At 70.1% G+C, this 21,210-nt stretch carries 18 protein-coding genes; 8 read left to right on the forward strand and 10 right to left on the reverse strand.

Annotation, left to right across the window (positions count from 1 at the left end; translation table 11 throughout):
• Window positions 1–37: 37 nt before the first annotated feature.
• From acnA to dut, 4 genes are all read right to left on the reverse strand, one after another.
• Window positions 38–2,707: an aconitate hydratase AcnA gene (gene acnA, locus J4H91_RS12875; protein WP_208046666.1), complete on the reverse strand. Its 2,670-nt coding sequence runs from the start codon at window positions 2,705–2,707 to the stop codon at window positions 38–40.
• Between the two features lie 102 nt (window positions 2,708–2,809).
• Window positions 2,810–3,592, reverse strand: a complete 783-nt coding sequence (locus tag J4H91_RS12880; protein WP_208046667.1) for a DUF3159 domain-containing protein — start codon at window positions 3,590–3,592, stop codon at window positions 2,810–2,812.
• Window positions 3,589–4,251 (reverse strand): DUF3710 domain-containing protein, encoded by a 663-nt coding sequence (locus J4H91_RS12885; RefSeq protein ID WP_208046668.1) that lies wholly within the window; start codon window positions 4,249–4,251, stop codon window positions 3,589–3,591. Before J4H91_RS12885 ends, J4H91_RS12880 begins: the two co-directional genes overlap by 4 nt.
• Before the next feature lie 65 nt (window positions 4,252–4,316).
• Window positions 4,317–4,754 (reverse strand): dUTP diphosphatase, encoded by a 438-nt coding sequence (dut, locus tag J4H91_RS12890; RefSeq protein WP_208046669.1) that lies wholly within the window; start codon window positions 4,752–4,754, stop codon window positions 4,317–4,319.
• Window positions 4,755–4,818: 64 nt separating this feature from the next.
• Here dut and J4H91_RS12895 point away from each other — a divergent pair, with 64 nt between their 5' ends.
• A complete protein-coding gene (locus J4H91_RS12895; protein ID WP_208046670.1) occupies window positions 4,819–5,280 on the forward strand; it encodes a DUF3093 domain-containing protein in 462 nt (153 codons plus the stop codon).
• A 66-nt stretch (window positions 5,281–5,346) separates the two neighbouring features.
• Here the strand turns inward: J4H91_RS12895 and J4H91_RS12900 are convergent, their stop codons facing one another.
• Window positions 5,347–5,637, reverse strand: coding sequence for a DUF4193 domain-containing protein (locus tag J4H91_RS12900; RefSeq protein WP_208046671.1), 291 nt, complete (start codon window positions 5,635–5,637; stop codon window positions 5,347–5,349).
• A 272-nt stretch (window positions 5,638–5,909) separates the two neighbouring features.
• Between J4H91_RS12900 and sepH the strand changes: the two genes are divergently transcribed.
• Window positions 5,910–7,202 (forward strand): septation protein SepH, encoded by a 1,293-nt coding sequence (sepH, locus tag J4H91_RS12905; protein ID WP_208046672.1) that lies wholly within the window; start codon window positions 5,910–5,912, stop codon window positions 7,200–7,202.
• 24 nt (window positions 7,203–7,226) lie between these two features.
• Here the strand turns inward: sepH and J4H91_RS12910 are convergent, their stop codons facing one another.
• Complete coding sequence (locus tag J4H91_RS12910; protein WP_208046673.1) at window positions 7,227–8,420, reverse strand: alkaline phosphatase family protein; 1,194 nt, start codon at window positions 8,418–8,420, stop codon at window positions 7,227–7,229.
• Between the two features lie 10 nt (window positions 8,421–8,430).
• Here J4H91_RS12910 and J4H91_RS12915 point away from each other — a divergent pair, with 10 nt between their 5' ends.
• Complete coding sequence (locus J4H91_RS12915; RefSeq protein ID WP_208046674.1) at window positions 8,431–10,965, forward strand: DNA gyrase/topoisomerase IV subunit A; 2,535 nt, start codon at window positions 8,431–8,433, stop codon at window positions 10,963–10,965.
• Window positions 10,966–11,009: 44 nt separating this feature from the next.
• Here the strand turns inward: J4H91_RS12915 and J4H91_RS12920 are convergent, their stop codons facing one another.
• The gene (locus J4H91_RS12920; protein ID WP_208046675.1) at window positions 11,010–13,130 is read right to left on the reverse strand and encodes a DNA gyrase subunit B; all 2,121 of its coding nucleotides are present in this window, start codon (window positions 13,128–13,130) and stop codon (window positions 11,010–11,012) included.
• 196 nt (window positions 13,131–13,326) lie between these two features.
• Between J4H91_RS12920 and J4H91_RS12925 the strand changes: the two genes are divergently transcribed.
• Complete coding sequence (locus J4H91_RS12925; RefSeq protein ID WP_208046676.1) at window positions 13,327–13,557, forward strand: DUF7455 domain-containing protein; 231 nt, start codon at window positions 13,327–13,329, stop codon at window positions 13,555–13,557.
• Between the two features lie 66 nt (window positions 13,558–13,623).
• Here the strand turns inward: J4H91_RS12925 and J4H91_RS12930 are convergent, their stop codons facing one another.
• Entirely contained in the window at window positions 13,624–14,883 is a 1,260-nt protein-coding gene (locus J4H91_RS12930) for an RNA polymerase sigma factor (protein ID WP_208046677.1), read from the reverse strand.
• Between the two features lie 214 nt (window positions 14,884–15,097).
• Entirely contained in the window at window positions 15,098–16,039 is a 942-nt protein-coding gene (locus tag J4H91_RS12935) for a PAC2 family protein (RefSeq protein ID WP_208046678.1), read from the reverse strand.
• A gap of 165 nt (window positions 16,040–16,204) precedes the next feature.
• Here J4H91_RS12935 and lpdA point away from each other — a divergent pair, with 165 nt between their 5' ends.
• Both lpdA and sucB read left to right on the forward strand, forming a co-directional pair.
• A complete protein-coding gene (lpdA, locus tag J4H91_RS12940; RefSeq protein WP_208046679.1) occupies window positions 16,205–17,578 on the forward strand; it encodes a dihydrolipoyl dehydrogenase in 1,374 nt (457 codons plus the stop codon).
• 25 nt (window positions 17,579–17,603) lie between these two features.
• On the forward strand, window positions 17,604–19,358 hold the full coding sequence (sucB, locus tag J4H91_RS12945) for a 2-oxoglutarate dehydrogenase, E2 component, dihydrolipoamide succinyltransferase (RefSeq protein ID WP_208046680.1): 1,755 nt from the start codon (window positions 17,604–17,606) through the stop codon (window positions 19,356–19,358).
• On the opposite strand, the gene J4H91_RS12950 is transcribed toward sucB, so the two are convergent.
• On the reverse strand, window positions 19,331–19,861 hold the full coding sequence (locus J4H91_RS12950) for a hypothetical protein (RefSeq protein ID WP_208046681.1): 531 nt from the start codon (window positions 19,859–19,861) through the stop codon (window positions 19,331–19,333). The genes sucB and J4H91_RS12950 overlap by 28 nt on opposite strands.
• A gap of 180 nt (window positions 19,862–20,041) precedes the next feature.
• On the opposite strand from J4H91_RS12950, the gene J4H91_RS12955 reads away from it, so the two are divergent.
• The gene (locus J4H91_RS12955) at window positions 20,042–20,728 is read left to right on the forward strand and encodes a DUF4191 domain-containing protein (RefSeq protein WP_208046682.1); all 687 of its coding nucleotides are present in this window, start codon (window positions 20,042–20,044) and stop codon (window positions 20,726–20,728) included.
• A gap of 5 nt (window positions 20,729–20,733) precedes the next feature.
• Window positions 20,734–21,162 carry an RDD family protein gene (locus J4H91_RS12960; protein WP_208046683.1) on the forward strand — a complete coding sequence of 143 codons (429 nt, stop codon included), beginning with the start codon at window positions 20,734–20,736 and terminating at the stop codon, window positions 21,160–21,162.
• The last annotated feature ends 48 nt before the right edge of the window (window positions 21,163–21,210 follow it).

Here is a 21,210-nt window from a genome sequence, read left to right on the forward strand (position 1 = left end):
GGCTCGCGCCCGGGCCTCCGCCGTGTCCGCCGCGAACTCAGACGAGCGAGCGCAGCACGTACTGCAGGATGCCGCCGTTGCGGTAGTAGTCGGCCTCACCCGGCGTGTCGATGCGGACGACCGCGTCGAACTCGACGGCCGAGCCGTCGGCCTTCTCCGCGCGCACCGCGACCGTCTTCGGCGTGACGCCCGAGTTGAGCTCGGTGATGCCCGAGATCGAGAACGTCTCGGTGCCGTCGAGGCCGAGCGAATCGGCGCTCTCGCCCGCGGGGAACTGCAGCGGCAGCACGCCCATGCCGATCAGGTTCGAGCGGTGGATGCGCTCGAAGCTCTCCGTGATGACGGCCTTCACGCCCAGCAGGCGCGTGCCCTTCGCGGCCCAGTCGCGCGACGAGCCCGAGCCGTACTCCTTGCCGCCGAGCACCACGAGCGGAACACCCGCCGCGATGTAGTTCTGCGCCGCGTCGTAGACGTACGCCTGCGGGCCGCCCTCCTGCGTGAAGTCGCGGGTGAAGCCGCCCTCCACGTTGTCGAGCAGCTGGTTGCGGATGCGGATGTTCGCGAAGGTGCCGCGGATCATGACCTCGTGGTTGCCTCGGCGCGAGCCGTAGGTGTTGAAGTCGCGCGGCGCGATGCCGTTGGCCACCAGGTACTGGCCTGCGGGGGTCTCCGCCTTGAAGCTGCCCGCGGGGCTGATGTGGTCGGTGGTCACCGAGTCGCCGAGCTTCAGGAGCACGCGGGCGCCCGAGATGTCCTCGACCGGTGCCGGCTCGGCGGGCATGCCGTCGAAGTAGGGGGCCTTGCGCACGTAGGTCGACTTCTCGTCCCACTCGAAGGTGTTGCCCGCGGGGGTCGGCAGCGACTTCCAGTGCTCGTCGCCCTCGAAGACGGTGGCGTACTTCGAGTTGAACATGTCGCTGTCGATCGACGCGTCGGCGATCTTCTGCACCTCGACCGGGTCGGGCCAGATGTCGCGCAGGAAGACGTCGTTGCCTGCCTCGTCCTGACCGAGCGGCTCGGCGTCGAAGTCGAAGTCCATCGTGCCCGCGAGCGAGTAGGCCACCACGAGCGGCGGGCTCGCGAGGTAGTTCATCTTGATGTCGGGGTTGATGCGACCCTCGAAGTTGCGGTTGCCCGAGAGCACCGCGGTGACGGCGAGGTCGTTGTCGTTGACCGCCTGCGAGATCTCCTCGTTGAGGGGGCCCGAGTTGCCGATGCAGGTCATGCAGCCGTAACCGACGAGGTAGAAGCCGAGGGCCTCGAGGTCGTCTCGCAGACCCGACTTCTCGTAGTAGTCGGTGACCACCTTCGAGCCGGGGGCGAGCGTGGTCTTGACCCACGGCTTCGCCTTCAGGCCCTTCGCGACCGCGTTGCGGGCGAGCACGCCTGCGGCGAGCATGACCGACGGGTTCGAGGTGTTGGTGCACGAGGTGATCGAGGCGAGGGTCACCGCGCCGTGATCGATCTCGAACTCGCGGCCCTCGGGGTCCTTGACGAGCGCGGGGTTCGATGCCTCGGCGTAGTTCTTGAGATCGCTCTCGAACTGGGTCTTGGCGCTCGTGAGCTCGATGCGGTCCTGCGGGCGCTTCGGGCCGGCGATCGACGAGACGACGGTCGAGAGGTCGAGCTCGAGGTACTCGCTGAACTCGGGCTCGCGCGAGGGATCGTGCCACATGCCCTGCGCCTGCGTGTAGGCCTTCACGAGCTCGATCTGCTCGTCGGGGCGGCCGGTCAGGCGCATGTAGTCGAGCGTCACGTCGTCGACGGGGAACATGGCGGCGGTCGAGCCGAACTCGGGGCTCATGTTGCCGATGGTGGCGCGGTTGGCGAGCGGCACCGAGCCGACGCCCTCGCCGTAGAACTCGACGAACTTGCCGACGACGCCGTGCTTGCGCAGCATCTGCGTGATCGTGAGCACCACATCGGTCGCGGTTACGCCCGCGGGGATCTGGCCCGAGAGCTTGAAGCCGACGACGCGCGGGATGAGCATCGAGATGGGCTGGCCGAGCATCGCGGCCTCGGCCTCGATGCCGCCGACGCCCCAGCCGAGCACGCCGAGCCCGTTCTGCATGGTCGTGTGCGAGTCGGTTCCGACGGCGGTGTCGGGGTAGGCCTGCAGCACCCCGTCGACCTCGCGGGTGAAGGTGACTCGTGCCAGGTACTCGATGTTCACCTGGTGCACGATGCCGGTGCCCGGGGGCACCACCTTGAAGTCGGCGAAGGCGCCCTGACCCCAGCGGAGGAACTGGTATCGCTCGCCGTTGCGCTGGTACTCGATCTCGACGTTCTTCGCCGCGGCGCCGGGGGTGCCGTAGACGTCGGAGATGACCGAGTGGTCGATGACGAGCTCGGCGGGGGCGAGCGGGTTGATCTTGTCCGGGTCGCCGCCGAGGTCGGTGACGGCCTCGCGCATGGTCGCGAGGTCGACGACGCAGGGGACGCCGGTGAAGTCCTGCATGATCACGCGGGCGGGGGTGAACTGGATCTCGGTGTCGGGCTCGGCCGAGGGATCCCAGCCGCCGAGCGCCTCGATGTGCTGCTTCGTGACATTGGCGCCGTCCTCGGTGCGGAGAAGGTTCTCGAGCAGCACCTTCAGGCTGTAGGGCAGACGCTCGTGGCCCGGCACCTGATCGATCCGGTAGATCTCGTATTCCTTCTCGCCCACCGCGAGGGTGCTCTTCGCACCGAAGCTGTTGACCGCAGCCATGGCAGTTCCTCCACTCATTGTTCGACCGGCGCAGAAGCGGCGCCGCGAGCGCAGATGTCTCGATGTCGAGATAATTCTATACCGTTCCCGGAGGGCGGAGGTTCACTCGGTCGGGGTGTTCTGCCCAGTCGTGGCCTCGTTTTCGCCGCCCGAATCGTCAGATGATTCGGCGGGCGAGGGATCGCCGCCCTCACTCCCCTTGCCGTCGGCGGCGGCGTCGACCGCGGCCCCGACGCGGCTGAGCACCAGCCAGGTGAAGAGCACCGCGAGCGCGAACAGCGGGATCCCCATGAGCAGCCGGGCGAGTCCCAGCGCGTCGGTGGCCGCGACATCGCCTTCCTGAGCGGCGAGGTAGAGCGGCAGCTGCACGGCGAGGCGCGCCCCGAACACCGCGATCCACACGAGCGTGCAGAGCGCCGCCGCGCGCCGCAGCACGCGCACCCTGCGCCACTCGGTCAGGGATCCGCGCAGGAAGCCGAGCAGCAGACCGATCAGCGGCCAGCCGACGAGCAGCGAGATCGTGTGGGCCGCGATCCACGCGCCGTTGATCCAGAAGCCGGGGAGGAAGTAGTCCTCGCCCCGCCCGGTGAAGAGGGTGACGCCGACGCAGACGGCGACGCCCAGCAGCCCGGACAGCGCGGCCTGCACCGGCTCCCGCCTGATCAGCCGCCACAGGAACGCCGCGCCCGCGAGCACGAGCGGCGCGATGGCCGACATCCGGGCATCGCGGGTGATCACGTAGCAGGCCAGATAGACGGTCGCGGGGACGAGCGCCTCCGCGATCCCTCGCCACCCGCCGATGGCCTCGAACACGCCGCGAGCCGAGACCGCCTCGCCGTGCAGCCCGGCCTCGACGGCCCGGCCGAGGCCGCCGCGATCGGTCACGCCTGCGTCACGCCCTGGGCGGGACCGCCCTGCTGCTGCACGCCCGCGGGCACGCGCAGCGGCAGAAGCTCGCTCGGAGGCATCGGCTGGTCGCCGCGAACCACGACGATCTCGCGGAACAGATCGATCACGCCGGCGCGGGCATCGGCGTCGGTCGCAGCGCGGCCCATCACCACTCCGCGGAGCATCCAGCGCGGACCGTCCACTGCGATGAAGCGGGCGACCCGAGAGCCGCCGCCCTGATCCGCGGGCGCGGGAGTCGTCACGACGAGCTCGGGCCCGAGCGGACCCGATTCCTCGACGAGCTGAGCGCCCTGGGAGCCCATCTGCTGCGCGATCTCGGCGCGCACGCCGTTCCACAGCCCCGTCGTCTTCGGTGCCGCGAAGGCCTGCACCTGCAGCAGCGAGCCCTGGTAGTCGAGCGAGACCGCGACTACTCGCTTGGCGCGCTCGTCGACCTCGAGCCGCAGCTGCAGCCCCTCGCGCGGAGCCACCTTGATGCCGCCGAGATCGACGTACGGCCGCATCGACGGCACCTCGCTCGCATCGAAGGGCCCCGCGCTCGCGCGATCCTCGGGGGCCGACTTCGAATCGTCCACCTCGGGCGCGGCGTTCTCGCGCACGTCCAGCTCGTCGCCGCTCCGCTGTTCCTCGCTCATGATCTGACTTCTCCTTCACGTCTGCCGCAGCCGCGGCATCGAAATTTCCCCGGTTGCCTTCCGGATCAGCCCTGCACGCCCGTCGACCCGAAACCTCCGGTGCCGCGCACGCTCTCGGGCAGCTCCGCGACCGGCACGAACTCTGCGCGCGAGACCGGCATCACGATCAACTGCGCGATGCGATCGCCCGGCGCGATCGCGAACGAGCGCTCGGGGTCGGTGTTCAGCAGCGGCACCTTGATCTCACCGCGGTAGCCCGCGTCGATCGTCCCGGGCGAGTTCAGCACCGTGATGCCGTGCTTGACGGCCAGACCGCTCCGCGGCACCACGAACGCGGCATACCCCTCGGGCAGGGCGATCGAGACCCCCGTGCCGATGAGCGCCCGGTCGCCCGGCGCGATCTCGACGGCCTCGGCCGCGCGCAGATCGGCGCCCGCGTCATCGAAATGCGCGTAGACGGGAGGGGTCTCGGCCTGGATGGGGATCTCTACGACATCGGTCACCCGGACAGGCTACCCGATCACCCGGTAGGGCGGATGCGGAGGAACGAAGAGGGATAATGGAAGCATGACATCCGACGCTCCGGCGACCGCCTATCGGGAACGACTCGTACCGGGGATCGGCCTTTTCGCCGCCGTGCTGCTGCTCGCGCCGGCGGTGGCGATGGTCACGCTGCCGATCGCCTCCGAGTACGCCATCCCCGCGGGCGCCTGTGCCTACCTGCTGGTCGCACTCGTACTGTTCCTGTCCAGCCCGAGCGTGCGCGTGAGCGACGGCCGCCTCTTCGCCGGGCGCGCGCAGATCCCCGTCGATCAGCTCGGCGAGGTGGAACTGCTCGGCGCGGAGGCGCTGCGCGAGGCCATCGGCCCGGAGCTCGACGCGCGCAGCTATCTGCTCGTGCGCGGCTGGATCCACCGCGGCGTGCGCATCGAGAACATCGACCCCGCGGATCCGGCGCCCTACTGGATCATCACGAGCAGACGCCCGCGGGCGCTCGCCGACGCGATCGCCTCGGCACGGACGCGCTGATAGGTCCTAGCCGGCGCACTCCGCGCAGTGGCGCCGGCGCGGAATGCGCTGAATCGCTGCCGCGATTTAGCCGGCGCACTCCGCGCAAATGGGCCCGAGCTCGGTCTCGTGGTCCATCTGCGAGCGGTGGCGCACGAGGAAGCAGCTGACGCAGGTGAACTCGTCGTCCTGCTGCGGCAGCACCACGACATCGAGCTCGACATCCGACAGGTCGGAGCCTCCGAGGTCGAAGCTCGGGTTGTCGGCATCCTCCGAGTCGATGGAGGAGGCCCCCTTCGCCGTACCGCGTTCCTTCAGCGCCTCGATGGACTCGGCGTCTTCATCGGTCTTGCGCGGTGCGTCGTAGTCGGTAGCCATACTGTTCTGGGTCCCCCTGCGATTCGGCGCCGGATGCGGCACGGTCTTTTCCTGCGAGCGGCCATAGTCTGCCCTACCATTCCCCCTCGACGCAAACCACATGGCTCAGAGTTCTCTGAGCGCGGAAACGCGCCGCATCCCGTTCCCGCGCGTTTCACGCGCACCGGCGTCGATTATTCCCACGCGCCCGCGTCAATGCGCCGCACTCGCGCGCCACTGTGGCAGCCTGGGTTGCGCAGTCGGGTGTCGATCGAGAAGAGGAAAACGCGATTATGGACGAATTGCGCTTTGTGCGACGCGACGAGCGCGCCCTGATCGTCGCGAACGACGCGGGCGAGGAGTTCCGCCTGCTCGTCGACGAGGCGGTGCTCAGCGAACTGCGGCATCTCGGTCGCCGCGAGCGCGACGTGTCGCGCATCCGCCCTCGCGAGATCCAGGCGCTCATCCGCTCGGGCAAGACCCGCTCCCAGGTCGCCGAGGAGACGGGGCTCGAGGAGGCCGACATCGAGCGCTACGAGGAGCCCGTGCTCGCCGAGCGCCGGTACATCCTCGAGCGCGCCCACGCCGTCGCCGTGCGCGCGGAGGCGCATGACGAAGACGAGCAGTCGTTCGGCGCGGTCATCGGCGCCCGCCTCGTCACGCTCGGAGCGGACGCCAGCGAGTGGTCCTCCTGGAAGGAGGACCAGGCCGGATGGATGATCGGGCTCGAGTTCCTGTCGCACGACACCGCGCACCGCGCCGTCTGGTCCTTCGATCACCGCAAGGGCGTGCTCTCCCCGCTCAACACCGACGCCGTCAACCTGTCGAAGCAGGGCGATGTCGGCGATCGACTGATCCCCAAGCTCCGCGCGGTCGACAGCAGCGAGCCGCGCGGCCGCTTCGACTCGGGGGCCTTCGATCCCTCGCACCTCGCCGCGAAGCCGCAGGAGGGCGATGAGGCCGCGCAGCGGGCGCCGGAGGACAGAGAGGGATCCCCGGTCCCCGAGCAGCCCTCCGAGGCGGCGCAGGAGGACCCGGACGCGGAGTACGAGCGCCGGCGCGAGATCGAGCAGCGTGCGATGAAGACCGATTCTGCCGCCGGCTCCGACCTCAGCCAGACCGCGGATCTGCTCGACGCGCTGCGCCGCCGGCGCGGCGAGCGCGAGCGGAGCCTGGAGGAACGCGGAAGAGGCTCGGACGGCGCGGAGCGCAGCTCCGGCGGACGCGACGAGACGGCGGAGCCCACGGCGTTCCCCGGGAACCGCGCCGAGCACCCGGACGAGCACCCCTCCCGCATCAGGCCGGCCGAGAGCGGGAGCCCGCGTCCGCAGGCGCCGCGGGCGACGCAGGATCCCTCGCCCGATACCGCTGCGGCCCCCAGGCCGCGCAGCATCTGGGCCGCCGGGGGCGTGTCGCGGGAGGCGGGCAAGCCTCGCCCCGCCGATGCGCCGGTCGAGCCCGTCAAGAACGTCGAGCCCGTCAAGAAGAAGGACGTGAAGAGCGAGCAGCCCAAGAAGGGCCGCGCGTCGATCCCGAGCTGGGACGACATCCTCTTCGGCACCCGCAGCGACGAGGATCCGGCGTAGCCCCTCCGGTAACCGGGCGGGGGATCACGCTCGCCCGGTCGCGGCCTCCGCGACGGCCGCGGCGAAGCCCGTCCCTTCGAGCGCGCCCCCGAGCGCGAGCGGCACGCCGCGCTCGTCCTCGCTGAACGATCCGTGCTGCCCGATCATCGCGAGCGAGCGCGGGTCGTCGGCGGAGCTGTAGTAGGCCGCCTGCTTGCGCGCGGCGATGATCACATCGCCCAGGCGGTGGGCGACCTCGGCGTGGACGGGGCCGAACACCCCCGCCGCGATCGCCTCGTCGCGGGTCGCGACCCAGGCCCTGCCGCGCTCGGCCTCGGCCCAGCGGCTCGCGACCGCGGCGGGATCGACGCCGTCATCGAGGTAGAGGGATCTGAACCGCGGTTCTCCCCCGATCTCGGCGACCCCGTCGAGCATCGAGGGATCGGCGTCGAGCATCACCTGCTGGTGGGGTGCGACGTCGACGATGCCGTGGTCGGCGGTGACGACGACGCCCGTGTCGCCGGGGAGCGTGCGCAGCAGATCGGCGAGCGACGCGTCGAGCGCCTCCAACCGCCGCGTCCAGGCCTCGCTCTGCCAGCCCTGCTCGTGGGCGGCCTTGTCGAGCTCGTCGACGTAGAGGTACGCCACGATCGGATCGCCCTCGCGCAGCAGGCGCGACATCGCCGCGAAGCGATCCTCGATCCGCTGCCCCGGGTGGTACTCGGCTCCCGTGAGGATCGCCTCGGTCAGGCCCCCCGCAGCGTGGGCCGGCCGCCCGATCGCCACGGGCCGGGCTCCGGCCTCGCGCGCGGACGCGAACAGCGGCGTCGCGCGCTGCCAGGAGCGGCGATCCGCGACCCCTCCCCAGTCCTTGAGCGTCGTGACGAGACCGAGCTCGGGGTGCCTGATGCGGTAGCCGATGAGCCCGTGCTCGCCCGGGAGGGCGCCCGTCGTGAGCGTCGTGAGCGCTGCACCCGTCGTCGAGGGGGCGACCGTCTCGATGCGCCTGCGCGGCAGCCGGGCGAGGGTCGGCGCGTGCCCCCTGCGCGCCGACAGATTGGCGTGTCCGAGGCCGTCGACGACCACCATCACGAACGAGCGGAGCGCCGGCAGGCGCTCGGAGTCGGCGAAGGCGACGGCCCCGGGGGCCGCGGCCCCGATCCCTTTCGCGACCGCTGCGATCCCGCTCGGCAGAATCGCGGCAAGCCTCGCGCCGATGTCGGCGGCTGTCGGTAGCATGATCTCCATTATGACCGAAGCCCCCAGCCCCTCCTCCAGCAGCGACGATCAGCAGGCCGGGCACTCCGGCGCAGACGATGCGGCCTCGAACTCCGTCGTCGTGGCGCACGAGCTGCCGGGCGAGCGCATCGAAGACGTCGACATCTCGAGCGAGATGGAGGGATCCTTCCTCGAGTACGCCTACTCGGTGATCTACTCGCGCGCCCTGCCGGACGCGCGAGACGGTCTGAAGCCCGTGCAGCGCCGCATCCTCTTCGGCATGGTCGAGATGGGCCTGCGCCCCGAGAAGGGGCACGTCAAGAGCTCCCGCGTCGTCGGCGACGTGATGGGCAAGTTCCACCCGCACGGCGACTCCTCGATCTACGACGCCCTCGTGCGCCTCGCGCAAGACTTCAACCTGCGCCTGCCGCTCGTCGACGGCCACGGCAACTTCGGATCCCTCGACGACGGCCCCGCGGCTTCCCGCTACACGGAGGCCAGACTCGCGGGCGCGGCCCTCGCCATGACCGAGTCGCTCGACGAGGACGTCGTCGACTTCGTGCCGAACTACGACAACTCCTTCATGCAGCCCGAGGTGCTGCCCGCGGCCGTGCCGAACCTGCTCGTGAACGGTGCGAGCGGCATCGCGGTCGGCATGGCCACGAACCTCGCGCCCCACAACCTGCTCGAGGTCGTCGAGGGCGCGAAGCACCTGCTGCACCACCCCGATGCGACCGTCGACGAGCTCATGGAGTTCATTCCCGGTCCCGATCTGCCCGGCGGTGGCATCATCGTGGGCCTCGACGGCGTGAAAGACGCCTACCGCTCGGGCCGCGGTGCCTTCCGCACCAGGGCGAAGGTGTCGGTCGAGCAGCTCGGCCCCCGCAAGACGGGCCTCGTCGTCACCGAACTCCCCTACCTCGTCGGCCCCGAGCGCGTCATCGAGAAGATCAAGCAGGGCGTCGACGCGAAGAAGATCTCGGGCATCACCGACGTCGTCGATCTCACCGACCGCAAGAACGGGCTGAAGCTCGTCATCACCCTGAAGACCGGCTTCTCCCCCGAGGCCGTGCTCGAGCAGCTCTACCGGGCGACGCCGCTCGAGGACTCGTTCAGCATCAACTCGGTCGCGCTCGTGAACGGTCAGCCGCAGACGCTCGGACTGCGCGAGATGCTGCGCGTCTTCCTCGATCACCGCCTCTCGGTCGTCACCCGCCGCTCCGAGTTTCGACTGCGCAAGCGCCGCGAGCGGCTGCACCTCGTCGAGGGCCTGCTCATCGCGATCCTCGACATCGACGAGGTCATCCAGCTGATCCGCACGAGCGACGACGCCGAGGCCGCCCGCACGCGCCTGATGCAGGTGTTCGACCTCTCGGAGGCGCAGGCCGAGTACATCCTCGAGCTGCGCCTGCGACGCCTCACGAAGTTCTCGCGGGTCGAGCTCGAGGCGGAACGCGACGAGCTGCAGGCCGAGATCGAGCGCCTGCTCGAGATCCTGGGCAGCGAGGAGCGGCTGCGCGCCGTCGTCGCCGCCGAGATGGACGCCGCGGCCGAGGCCTACGGCACGCCGCGCCGCACGGTGCTCACGGGCGCCGTCGCGCGGCCGAGCCGCTCGGCGGCGGCCGCGAAGTCGCTCGAGGTGGCGGACACGCCCTGCACGGTACTGATCTCGGTGACGGGCCGCGCGCTGCGACTCGACAGGGATCCCTCGGCGCCCGAGCCGCAGCGCGGCTCGTCACGGGCGACCAAGCACGGCGCGGTGCTCGCGAGCGCCGACGGCACGGTGCGCGGCGAGTTCGGGGCGATCCTCTCCGACGGCACCCTGCACCGCTTCACCCCCGTCGATCTGCCGCTCGTGCCGGCCGCCTCGGTCGCGTTCTCGGCCGGCGTGAAGCTGCTCGACTACCTCGGCATCGCCGACAAGAAGCTGCGGGTCGTGGGCATCGCCCCGCTCGACGGCGAGGCCGCGGCGTCGACACCGCTCGGCCTCTTCACCGCGCAGGGCACCGTGAAGCGGGTGCTGCTCGCCGAGCTGCCGGCGAAGCCGACGTTCGAGGTGATCGGGCTCAAGGCCGGCGACTCGCTCGTCGGCGCCTTCCCGGCCCCCGACGACTCGGAGTTCGCCGTCGTGACGAGCGACGCGCAGCTGCTGCGCTTCGCCGCCGCCTCCGTGCGCCCGCAGGGCCGCCCGGCCGGCGGCATGGCGGGTATCCGTCTCTCTCCCGAGGCCAGGGTCGTCTTCGCGGGCGCGGTGCCCGTGGGGGCCGATGCGAGGGTGGTGACCGTCGCCGACAGCTCGATCACGCTGCCGGGAACGGACGTCGCCACGGCGAAGGTCTCGGACTGGGCGGAGATCCCTGCGAAGGGTCGCGCGACCGGCGGCGTGCGGGTGCAGCGCTTCCTGAAATGGGAGGATCAGATCGCGTGCGCCTGGGTCGGCGTGGGCGAGCCGCGCGCGCTCGCGGCCGACGGGGCGGCGCGCAAGCTGCCGACCGAGCTCGGCAAACGCGACGGCTCGGGCACCCCGATCGACGGCGCGGCATCGTTCGTCGGCGTCGCGCCGTAGGGCACGGCCCGTTCGCGGTCCACCGCACCCGCGCCGCCCGCCCGCTACGCGTCGATGCGCTCGCGGTCGAGGTCGTCGGCGTTCTCGATGAGGAACTCCTTGCGGGGCGCCACGTCGTTGCCCATCAGCAGTTCGAACACCTGCGAGGCGGCGTGCGCGTCCTCCATGCGCACGCGACGCAGCGTCCGGTGCTCCCGATCCATCGTGGTCTCGGCGAGCTGATCGGCGTCCATCTCTCCGAGTCCCTTGTAGCGCTGGATCGGCTCCTGGTACTTCTTGCCTCGCCTCCGCAGGTCTGCGAGCAGAGCATTCAGCTCGCGCTCGCTGTACGTGTAGACGACGTCGTTGGGTTTGCGGCCCGCGTTCTGCACGATCACGCGGTGCAGCGGCGGCACAGCGGCGTACACTCGGCCGGCCTCGAGCATGGGGCGCATGTAGCGGAAGAACAGTGTGAGCAGCAGGGTGCGGATGTGCGCGCCGTCGACGTCGGCGTCGCTCATGAGGATCACCTTGCCGTAGCGCGCCGAGTCGAGGTCGAAATCGCGCCCCGAGCCGGCGCCGATCACCTTGATGATGGCCCCGCACTCGGCGTTGTTCAGCATCTCCGCGACCGACGCCTTCTGCACGTTCAGGATCTTGCCGCGGATCGGCAGCAGCGCCTGGAACTCGCTGTCGCGGGCGGGGCGCGCCGTGCCGAGGGCGCTGTCGCCCTCGACGATGAAGAGCTCGGTCTCGGCGACGTTCTTGGAACGGCAGTCGATGAGCTTCGCCGGAAGCGACGAGCTCTCGAGCGAGCTCTTGCGCCGCGCCGTGTCCCGCTGCGCGCGCAGCGCGATGCGCGACTTCATCTCGGAGACCATCTTCTCGAGCAGCGTGCCGGTCTGCGCCCGGTCCTGCTTCTTCGTCGACTCGTAGCGCTCCGCAAGGCCGCCGACGACGGCCTTCGATACGATCGAGCGCACGGCCGCCGTGCCGAGCACCTCCTTGGTCTGGCCCTCGAACTGCGGCTCGGGCACCCGCACGGTGACGACGGCGGTCAGCCCCGTCAGGATGTCGTCCTTCTCCGGCTTGTCGCCGCCGGCCTTCAGCTTGCGCGCGTTCTGCTCGATCTGCTTGCGGAAGAACTTCGTGAGCCCCTGCTCGAAGCCGCTGAGGTGCGTGCCGCCCTTCGGCGTCGCGATGATGTTCACGAAGCTCTGCACTTCGGTGTCGTACCCAGTGCCCCAGCGCATCGCGATGTCGACCTCGCAGGTGCGCTCGACCTCGCGCGAGACGAGGTGGCCCGTCTCCTCGTCCATGACGGGCACCGTCTCGGTGAACGTCGCGCTGTCGATGACGCGCCAGGTGTCGGTGATCGGGGCGTCGACGGCCAGGAACTCCACGAACTCGGAGATGCCGCCCTCGTAGGAGAAGCGGTGCACGGGGACCTCGTCGCCCTCACCGCGGGACTCCGGCCGCTCGTCGACGATCTCGATCGCGAGACCGGGCACGAGGAAGGCCGTCTGCCGCGCACGCGCGACGAGGGAGTCGGATTCGAAGCGAGCGGTCGGCAGGAAGATCTGGGGATCGGCCCAGTAGCGCACTCGAGTGCCGGTCTTCGCCTTGGCCACCTTGCCGACGACCCGCAGCTCCGATGACTCCTCGAAGGGCGTGAACGGGCTGTTGGGGCCGTCACCCGCGAAGACGCCGGGCTCGCCGTGCCTGAAGGACATGGCCCAGGTCTTGCCGTCGCGATCGACCTCGACGTCGAGGCGCGACGACAGGGCGTTCACGACCGACGCGCCGACGCCGTGCAGACCGCCGGAGGATGCATAGCCGCCGCCGCCGAACTTGCCGCCGGCGTGCAGTTTCGTGAAGACCAGCTCCACGCCCGATAGGCCGCTCTTCGGCTCGACGTCCACGGGTACTCCGCGTCCGCTGTCTGCGACCGTGACGCTGCCGTCGGCGTGCAGCGTGATGCCGATCTCGTCGCCGTGACCGGCGAGCGCCTCATCGACCGAGTTGTCGATGATCTCCCACAGGCAGTGCATGAGACCGCGCGAATCGGTCGTGCCGATGTACATGCCCGGCCGCTTGCGCACCGCCTCGAGCCCTTCGAGCACGGTGAGGTGCCGTGCGGAATAGCTCGACTCCGTCGCCCGGTCCGCTGATCGCTTCGATGCCACTGCTGAGGTCTCCTTCGCTCAATGACCGTTCTACTGTAGGGCACGCTCCGGACAACCGCGGCGAGGCCGGGCGGCGAGTGCCGAAGCGGTGCGCGCGGTCTACGCGCACAGCGAACCGGGGCGCCCCGGGAGAGCGGATCGCAGCCGGACGTGCTTGGATGGGAGACGAAGAACCAGTGATGAAGAGGAGGTTGCCATGACCACGCTGGAGCACGAACGCACCCAGGGTCTCGAGACCGCCGAAGCCGCGAACCGCCCGCTGAGCGCGCTCGATCGCTGCGACAGCTGCGGCGCGCAGGCATACGTCCGCGCGGTGCTGAGCGGCAGCGAGCTGCTGTTCTGCGCGCACCACGCCCACAAGCACGAGGCCAAGCTGCGCCCCATGGCGGAGGTCTGGCACGACGAGAGCCACAAGCTGAACGCCTGAGCGAGTCGATACGGAAAAGCCCCGGCCGAGGCCGGGGCTTTTCTCATGCCTGTTTCTCGCGTCGGCCTACTCGAGGTAGTCGCGCAGCTGCTGCGACCGCGATGGGTGGCGCAGCTTCGCCATGGTCTTCGACTCGATCTGGCGGATGCGCTCGCGCGTCACACCGAAGGTGTCGCCGATCTGGTCGAGGGTCTTGGGCATGCCGTCGCCCAGGCCGAAGCGCATGCGGATCACGCCAGCTTCACGCTCTGAGAGCGAGTCGAGCAGCTGTTCGAGCTGCTGCTGCAGCATCGTGAAGCCGACCGCGTCGGCGGGCACGACCGCCTCGGTGTCCTCGATGAGGTCGCCGAACTCGCTGTCGCCGTCCTCGCCGAGCGGCGTGTGCAGCGAGATCGGCTCGCGGCCGTACTTCTGCACCTCGACGACCTTCTCGGGGGTCATATCGAGCTCGCGGCTCAGCTCCTCGGGAGTGGGCTCGCGGCCCAGATCCTGCAGCATCTGGCGCTGCACGCGGGCGAGCTTGTTGATGACCTCGACCATGTGCACCGGGATGCGGATGGTGCGGGCCTGGTCGGCCATGGCGCGGGTGATCGCCTGGCGGATCCACCAGGTCGCGTAGGTCGAGAACTTGAAGCCCTTGGTGTAGTCGAACTTCTCGACGGCGCGGATGAGGCCGAGGTTGCCCTCCTGGATGAGGTCGAGGAACTGCATGCCGCGACCGGTGTAGCGCTTGGCGAGCGAGACGACGAGGCGCAGGTTGGCTCCGAGCAGGTGGCTCTTGGCGCGCTGGCCGTCGCGGGCGACCCACTTCAGCTCTCGCGTGAGCTTCTTGGGCAGGTTCTTCTCGGTGGCGAGCTTCTCCTCGGCGAAGAGACCCGCCTCGATGCGCATCGCGAGCTCGACCTCTTCGGCCGCGTTCAGCAGAGCGACCTTGCCGATCTGCTTCAGGTAGTCCTTCACCGGGTCGGCGGTCGCACCGGGGATGGCGGTCGTGACGGTCGGCACATCCTCCTCGTCGGAGGCTTTGAGGACGATCGCGCCGGTCGGCAGCGGCTCATCGGCGGCGCGCGCCTGCTTCTCGTCCTTCTCCTCCTCCGCGGGGGCCTCCTCGGTCTCGAGCTCGTCGGCCTCGGTGGTCTCCTCGACCGCGTCCTTCGCCGAGGCGCGCTTCTTCGCCGCAGCCTTCTTCGCGGGAGCCTTCTTGGCAGCAGCCTTCTTCGCCGCGGCCTTGCGGGGAGCGACCTCGGGCGCAGTCGTGCCCTCGCTCTCCTCGGCGGAGGTCTCCTTCGAAGTCGCGCGAGTTTTGGTCGTGGTTGCAGTGGCCACGCAGCCGCCTCTCTCATATCGGGGTTTCCGCTGCGGCCCGGGTGAACCGGGCGCTCACAGCATGAAAACCCATGTCAAGTCCGAAATATTCCCGCGAGCGGGAGAATCCTTGGATTGAATGGGCTAGGCCCCCTATTATTGCACGTCGCGGCGGCTCCTCGGGACACGGCGCGGCATTCCGCGAGGGATCCCTCACCCTCCTTCCGGGGCAGCGTCACCCGAGCCCGTCGTCGCCGTCCCCGTCGGAAGGCCCCGACTGCTGCCGCTCCGCGAGGAAGCGCTCGAGCTCGCTCGCGATCTGGTCGGCGGTCGGAAGCGTCCCGTCCTCGCCGATGAGCGGCGACTGAGCACCGCGATCCTCCATGTATGCGTCGTAGCGGTGCTCGAGCGTGCGTACCATCTCCAACGATTCCTCGTTCTCGGAGATCTGCGCATCGACCTGCGCGCGGAAGGAGCGGGCGGCCTCGCGCACGCCGTCCGTCGAGAGGATCAGGCCGGTTGCCGCCATGATCCCGTCGAGCGACACGAGCAGCGCCTCGGGATACTCGGTGCCTGCGAGGTAGTGAGGGATCAGATGCGCGAATCCCACGACCTCCTCGCCGAGGCTGTGCAGCCGGTACTCGAGCACGTGGGCGGCCGATGCGGAGAGCCGGGTCGTCGGTCGCCACACCGAGCGCGCCTCGATGAGATCGTCGCGCGAACCGCTCACCGTCGCCCCGATCGGACGAGTGTGAGGGACCGGCATCGGGAACGCGTGGGTCCAGACGGTGATCGAGACCTCGAACTCGTGCACGAGCAGCAGGACCGTGTCGATGAACTGCTCCCAGCGGAAGTCGGGCTCGTATCCGCTGAGCACCAGGAACGGTGCGCCCAGCTCGTCGTGGGCGAGCCCGAGCACCAGCTCTTCAGGGGAGTAGTCGACGAGGTGATCGCCGTCGAAGGTGATGAGCGGCCTGCGGGCGCGGTAATCGAGCAGCAGGTCGGCGTTGAAACGCAGGATCTCCTCGGGGTGCGCGTGCTCCCAGAGGTACTCTTCCAGTTGCGAGACCGCTCCCCCGGCGTCGCTCAGACCCTCCATGGCGACCACCAGGGGCAGCCCACGGGGCACGCGGGCGCGGCGCTCGGCGTACTCGGCGGAGAAGATCGACTCGTTCACACCTCCATCCTACGAAGCGGCGCCATGACGGGACCCCGGAGCCGTGACGCCGAGAGCGAACCGCGGCCGACCCTGAACGTCAGAGGGAGGTAGTAGGGTGGACCCAGTGCGCTTCTTACCACAGAGCGCCCCACCCCCATGCGAACGATCCGAGGGAGATCCCACTTGGCTGATCAGCAGTTTGACATCGTAGTCCTAGGTGGCGGAAGCGCCGGATACGCAGCGGCCATCCGCGCGACCCAGCTCGGCTTCAGCGCGGCAGTGATCGAGAAGGACAAGCTCGGAGGCACCTGCCTGCACCGCGGCTGCGTTCCCACGAAGGCGCTGCTGCACTCGGCCGAGATCGTGGACGTCGCCGCGAGCGGCGAGGCCTACGGCGTCCTCTCGAGCGTCTCCGGCGTCGACATGGCCGGCGTGAACGGCTTCCGCCGCAAGCTCGTCGAGGGCAAGTTCAAGGGTCTCCAGGGGCTGCTGAAGGCCAACGGCATCACCGTGATCGACGGCGAGGGCCGACTGGTCGCCCCGAACACCGTGCAGGTGGGCGACGACCGCATCGTCGGCAAGAACGTCGTGCTCGCGACCGGCTCGTACTCCCGTTCGCTTCCCGGCCTCGACATCGAGGGCCGCGTGATCACGAGCGAGCAGGCGCTGGAGCTCGAGGAGGTGCCGAAGAGCGTCATCATCCTCGGCGGCGGCGTCATCGGCGTCGAGTTCGCGAGCGTCTGGCGCTCGTTCGGCGCGGATGTGACCATCGTCGAGGGCCTGCCCCACCTCGTGCCCAACGAGGAGGAGTCGGTCTCGAAGCAGCTCGAGCGCGCGTTCCGCAAGCGGAAGATCGCGTTCAAGCTCGGCGTCCGCTTCCAGGGCGTCACGCAGGACGCCGACAGCGTCACCGTGACGCTGGAGGACGGCACGGAGATCTCGGCCGACTACCTGCTCGTCGCCGTGGGCCGCGGCCCCGCCACGCAGGGGAACGGCTTCGAAGAGGTCGGCGTCGAGATGGACCGCGGCTTCGTGCTGACGAACGACCGCCTGGCCACCAACGTGCCGGGCGTCTACGCCGTCGGCGACATCGTACCCGGCCTGCAGCTCGCCCACCGCGGATACCAGCAGGGCATCTTCGTCGCGGAGGAGATCGCGGGCCTGAACCCCGTCGTCGTCCAGGACGTGAACATCCCGAAGGTCACCTACTGCGACCCCGAGATCGCCTCCGTCGGCCTCACGGAGGCCAAGGCGAAGGAGCAGTACGGCGAGGACAACGTGACCTCGTACGAGTACAACCTCGCGGGCAACGCCAAGAGCTCGATCCTCGGAACCGCCGGCTCGGTGAAGGCCGTGCGCGTGAACGACGGCCCGGTCGTCGGCGTGCACATGATCGGCGCGCGCGTCGGCGAGCTCGTGGGCGAGGCCCAGCTCATCGTGAACTGGGAGGCGCACCCCGAGGACGTCGCGCCCTTCGTCCACGGGCACCCGACCCAGAACGAAACCATCGGCGAGACCATGCTGAAGCTCGCCGGCAAGCCGCTGCACGCCATCTGAGCGACAACACGAACGGAATAGCGCGATGAGTGAATCTGTAGTACTCCCCGCCCTCGGTGAGAGCGTCACCGAGGGAACGGTCACCCGCTGGCTGAAGAACGTCGGCGACACGGTCGAGGTGGACGAGCCCCTGCTCGAGGTCTCCACCGACAAGGTCGACACCGAGATCCCCTCCCCCGTCTCCGGCGTGCTCGAGGAGATCCTCGTGCAGGAGGACGACACCGCCGAGGTCGGCGCGGTACTCGCCCGCATCGGCGACGGATCCGGCTCGGCCTCCCAGGAGCCCGCCGCGACCCAGGAGTCAGCCGCTGCGGAGCCCGAGGAGCAGGCCGGTCCCGCCGAGCAGGCCGCCCCCGAGGCCGAGGCGCCCGCCGCCCAGGCGCAGCCCGCTCAGCCCGAGGCCGCGCCCGCCCAGGGCGGGGCGGGCGACAGCACGACGGTGTCGCTCCCCTCGCTCGGCGAGAGCATCACCGAGGGAACGGTCACCCGCTGGCTGAAGAGCGTCGGCGACTCGGTCGAGGTCGACGAGCCCCTGCTCGAGGTCTCCACCGACAAGGTCGACACGGAGGTGCCGTCTCCCGTCGCCGGCATCCTGCAGGAGGTGCTCGTGCAGGAGGACGAGACCGTCGAGGTCGGCGGTGCACTCGCCCGCGTCGGCAGCGGCTCCCCCGCCCCGTCGGAGGCGCCGGCCGCCCCGGCTCCCGCCGAGGAGCCTGCAGCAGCTGCGCCCGCCGAGGCCCCGGCCGCAGCCGCCGAGCCCGAGCCCGCCGCAGAGCCCGAGGCTCAGGCGCCCGCCGAGCAGCCCGCCGAGGCGCCGGCGCAGCAGGAGCCCTCAGCCGCACAGGCGACGCAGCCCGGCTACGTGACCCCCATCGTCCGCAAGCTCGCGCACGACTCCGGCGTGGATCTCGCGTCGGTGACCGGCACGGGCGTCGGCGGCCGCATCCGCAAGGAGGACGTGATCGCGGCGGCGGAGCAGGCCTCCCAGCAGGCCGCTCCCGCCTCCGCATCGGCGCCGGCCGCGAAGCCCGCAGTCGAGGCGGCCCCCGCTCCCGAGGTATCGCCGCTGCGCGGAACGACTCAGAAGATGAGCCGCCTGCGGCGCGTCGTCGCCGAGCGCGCCGTCGCATCGCTGCAGCAGACCGCGCAGCTCACCACGGTCGTCGAGGTCGACGTGACCCGCATCGCGCAACTGCGCCAGGAGAAGAAGGACGAGTTCCTGCAGAAGACGGGCACGAAGCTCTCCTTCCTGCCATTCTTCGCCCTGGCCGCCGCGGAGGCGCTCCGCAGCTACCCGATCATCAACTCGACCGTCGAGGGCGATTCGATCGTGTACCCCGAGACCGAGAACATCAGCATCGCGGTCGACACGGAGAAGGGCCTGCTCACGCCGGTGCTCCGCGACGCGGGCGAGAAGAACATCGCTCAGATCGCCGACGAGATCGCCGACCTCGCTGCCCGTACCCGCGGCAACCAGCTGAAGCCCGACGAGCTCGCGGGCGGCACCTTCACGCTCACCAACACCGGTTCGCGCGGCGCGCTGTTCGACACCCCGCTCGTGTTCCTGCCGCAGAGCGCCATCCTCGGCACCGGTGCGGTCGTGAAGAAGCCCGGTGTGGTCTCGGGTCCCGACGGCGACGCCATCGCGATCCGCTCGACCGTGTACCTCGCGCTGTCGTACGATCACCGCACGATCGACGGCGCCGACGCAGCACGCTTCCTCACTCAGGTGAAGCAGCGCCTCGAGGCCGGTCAGTTCGAGGCCGACCTCGGCATCTGACCCCGCACCGCGGACAGGCGGGCCCGTCGCTCCGAAGAGCGGCGGGCCCGCTTTCGCGTGCGGGCCACCGCGGCCCGTTTCTCCGGTGTCAGCCGGCTGCGCAGCGCGTGGGCGACGGCGTCGCGGGCCTCCTCAGGGCTCCACGCGCCGACCCTCGCCCGACCGGCGAGCTCGGCGATGGCCAGATCGACCGCCTCGAGCACCAACTCCGCCGCGCCGACCCGGTCCCAGGAACGCAGCAGCCGCTCGAGGGTCTCGCGGGGCACGCCGAGTTCCGCGCAGCCGGCGCCGTGTCCGCGCCTCACGTGGGCCGCGTGCCTCCGCGCCGCCCCTGCGGAACGTTCGAGGAGCACGGCTCCGTTGTCGTCGATGCCGATCTCCCCGATGCGCGGAACGCCGAGGCACCAGCCCTCGCTGCGCAGCTCTATGCCGCGCTCGCAGAGCAGCTCAGCCATGCGGGCGAGATCCCTCGCCCCCTTCGCGCCCGCCCGCACCCGCCCCATCTCCGGCCTCCTCCCGACCCGTCGATGCGACCGTCCGCGCACCGTCTCGCGGTTCAGCATGCCCGATTTAGGCGAGGCCTGCCGCCCCCGGAGGGCCCGTGCGAACAACTTCCGCGTTTCGCGGGGATCGGGCGACTGTGGAGGACGAAGCACCCCGGTGAACGCGATATCCTAGAAGGTATGGCAGAAAAAGCGAAGCGCAACGGGCGCATCCGGCAGATGATCGAGATCTATCGCACGACGAAGGTGCACGATCGCGGTCTGACGCCGATCCTGCTGCTGTGCTTCATCGCACCGGTCCTCGTCTCCGTCGTGCTCGCCTGGGTCTTCGCCGGCAATTGGCTCGGCTGGATCGTCTGGCCCCTCACCGGCGTGCTCGTCGGCATCCTGCTCGTGATGATCGTGCTGGGCCGTCGCGCCGAGCGGGTCGCCTACCGCCAGATCGCCGGCAGGCCCGGCGCCGTCGGTGCGGTCGTGCAGGGGGCCCTGCGACGGTCGTGGCGCGGCTCGGAGGTGCCCGTCGCGGTCAACCGCAACCAGGATGCGGTCTACCGCGTGGTCGGTCGCGGCGGCGTCGTGCTGATCTCCGAGGGATCGCGGCAGCGCACGCAGCGCATGGCCGCCGATGAGGAGCGTAAGGTCAAGCGCGCGCTCCGCAACGTCGAGGTCGTGCACATCCACGTCGGCGAGGACGAGGACGGCGTTCCTCTCGAGAAGCTGTCCCGCACCCTCGTGAAGCTGCCGGCCAAGCTGCGCCGCCCCGAGGTCGACGCCGTGTTCAACCGGCTCTCCTCGCTGCAGGCGGCTCCGATCGGCATTCCCAAGGGCATGGACCCCAACCGCGTCCGCTCGCAGCGCCCGCGCTGATCCGCATGCCCACGCAGTCACCGCAGCGCTTCGGCGACCTCGCGCCCAGCGCCTGGCCGGGCGAACGGCTCGGGCTTCCCGAGAGCGGCCCGAGCTCGGTCGCACGGCCCGGTCGCCGCATACTCGCCATCATCATCGACTGGGCACTCGCGGCGCTCCCCGCCTACGCGCTCATCGGGGGCCGGCACCCCGAGCTGTGGAACATCCTGTTCTTCGCGATCCTGCAGATCGTCTTCATCCCGACCATCGGCGGGTCCATCGGCCACCGCGTCTGCGGCCTGCGCGTCGTCCCGATCGCGGGCGGCTGGGTCGGGCCCTGGCGCCCCGCCGTGCGCACGCTGCTGCTCGTGCTCGTGATCCCCGTCCTCGTCTGGGACTCGGATCAGCGGGGCTTCCACGACAAGATCGCGGGCACCGTGCTCATCAGGTCGTGATCCCTCGCTCGCACCGCCTGCCGTAACAGAGGCGAAACACGGGTCGAA

The sequence above is a fragment of the Leucobacter ruminantium genome (genome assembly GCF_017565705.1).
In the GTDB taxonomy this organism is placed as follows: Bacteria; Actinomycetota; Actinomycetes; order Actinomycetales; family Microbacteriaceae; genus Leucobacter; species Leucobacter ruminantium.

Coding starts and splice junctions, on each gene's coding strand:
- J4H91_RS12910 (WP_208046673.1), bottom strand. CDS start 8,420: ATGCTACCGACAGCCGCCGACATCGGCGCGAGGCTTGCCGCGATTCTG.
- sepH (WP_208046672.1), top strand. CDS start 5,910: ATGGACGAATTGCGCTTTGTGCGACGCGACGAGCGCGCCCTGATCGTC.
- acnA (WP_208046666.1), bottom strand. CDS start 2,707: ATGGCTGCGGTCAACAGCTTCGGTGCGAAGAGCACCCTCGCGGTGGGC.
- sucB (WP_208046680.1), top strand. CDS start 17,604: ATGAGTGAATCTGTAGTACTCCCCGCCCTCGGTGAGAGCGTCACCGAG.
- J4H91_RS12955 (WP_208046682.1), top strand. CDS start 20,042: ATGGCAGAAAAAGCGAAGCGCAACGGGCGCATCCGGCAGATGATCGAG.
- J4H91_RS12960 (WP_208046683.1), top strand. CDS start 20,734: ATGCCCACGCAGTCACCGCAGCGCTTCGGCGACCTCGCGCCCAGCGCC.
- J4H91_RS12915 (WP_208046674.1), top strand. CDS start 8,431: ATGACCGAAGCCCCCAGCCCCTCCTCCAGCAGCGACGATCAGCAGGCC.
- J4H91_RS12925 (WP_208046676.1), top strand. CDS start 13,327: ATGACCACGCTGGAGCACGAACGCACCCAGGGTCTCGAGACCGCCGAA.
- J4H91_RS12885 (WP_208046668.1), bottom strand. CDS start 4,251: ATGAGCGAGGAACAGCGGAGCGGCGACGAGCTGGACGTGCGCGAGAAC.
- J4H91_RS12900 (WP_208046671.1), bottom strand. CDS start 5,637: ATGGCTACCGACTACGACGCACCGCGCAAGACCGATGAAGACGCCGAG.
- J4H91_RS12950 (WP_208046681.1), bottom strand. CDS start 19,861: ATGGGGCGGGTGCGGGCGGGCGCGAAGGGGGCGAGGGATCTCGCCCGC.
- J4H91_RS12895 (WP_208046670.1), top strand. CDS start 4,819: ATGACATCCGACGCTCCGGCGACCGCCTATCGGGAACGACTCGTACCG.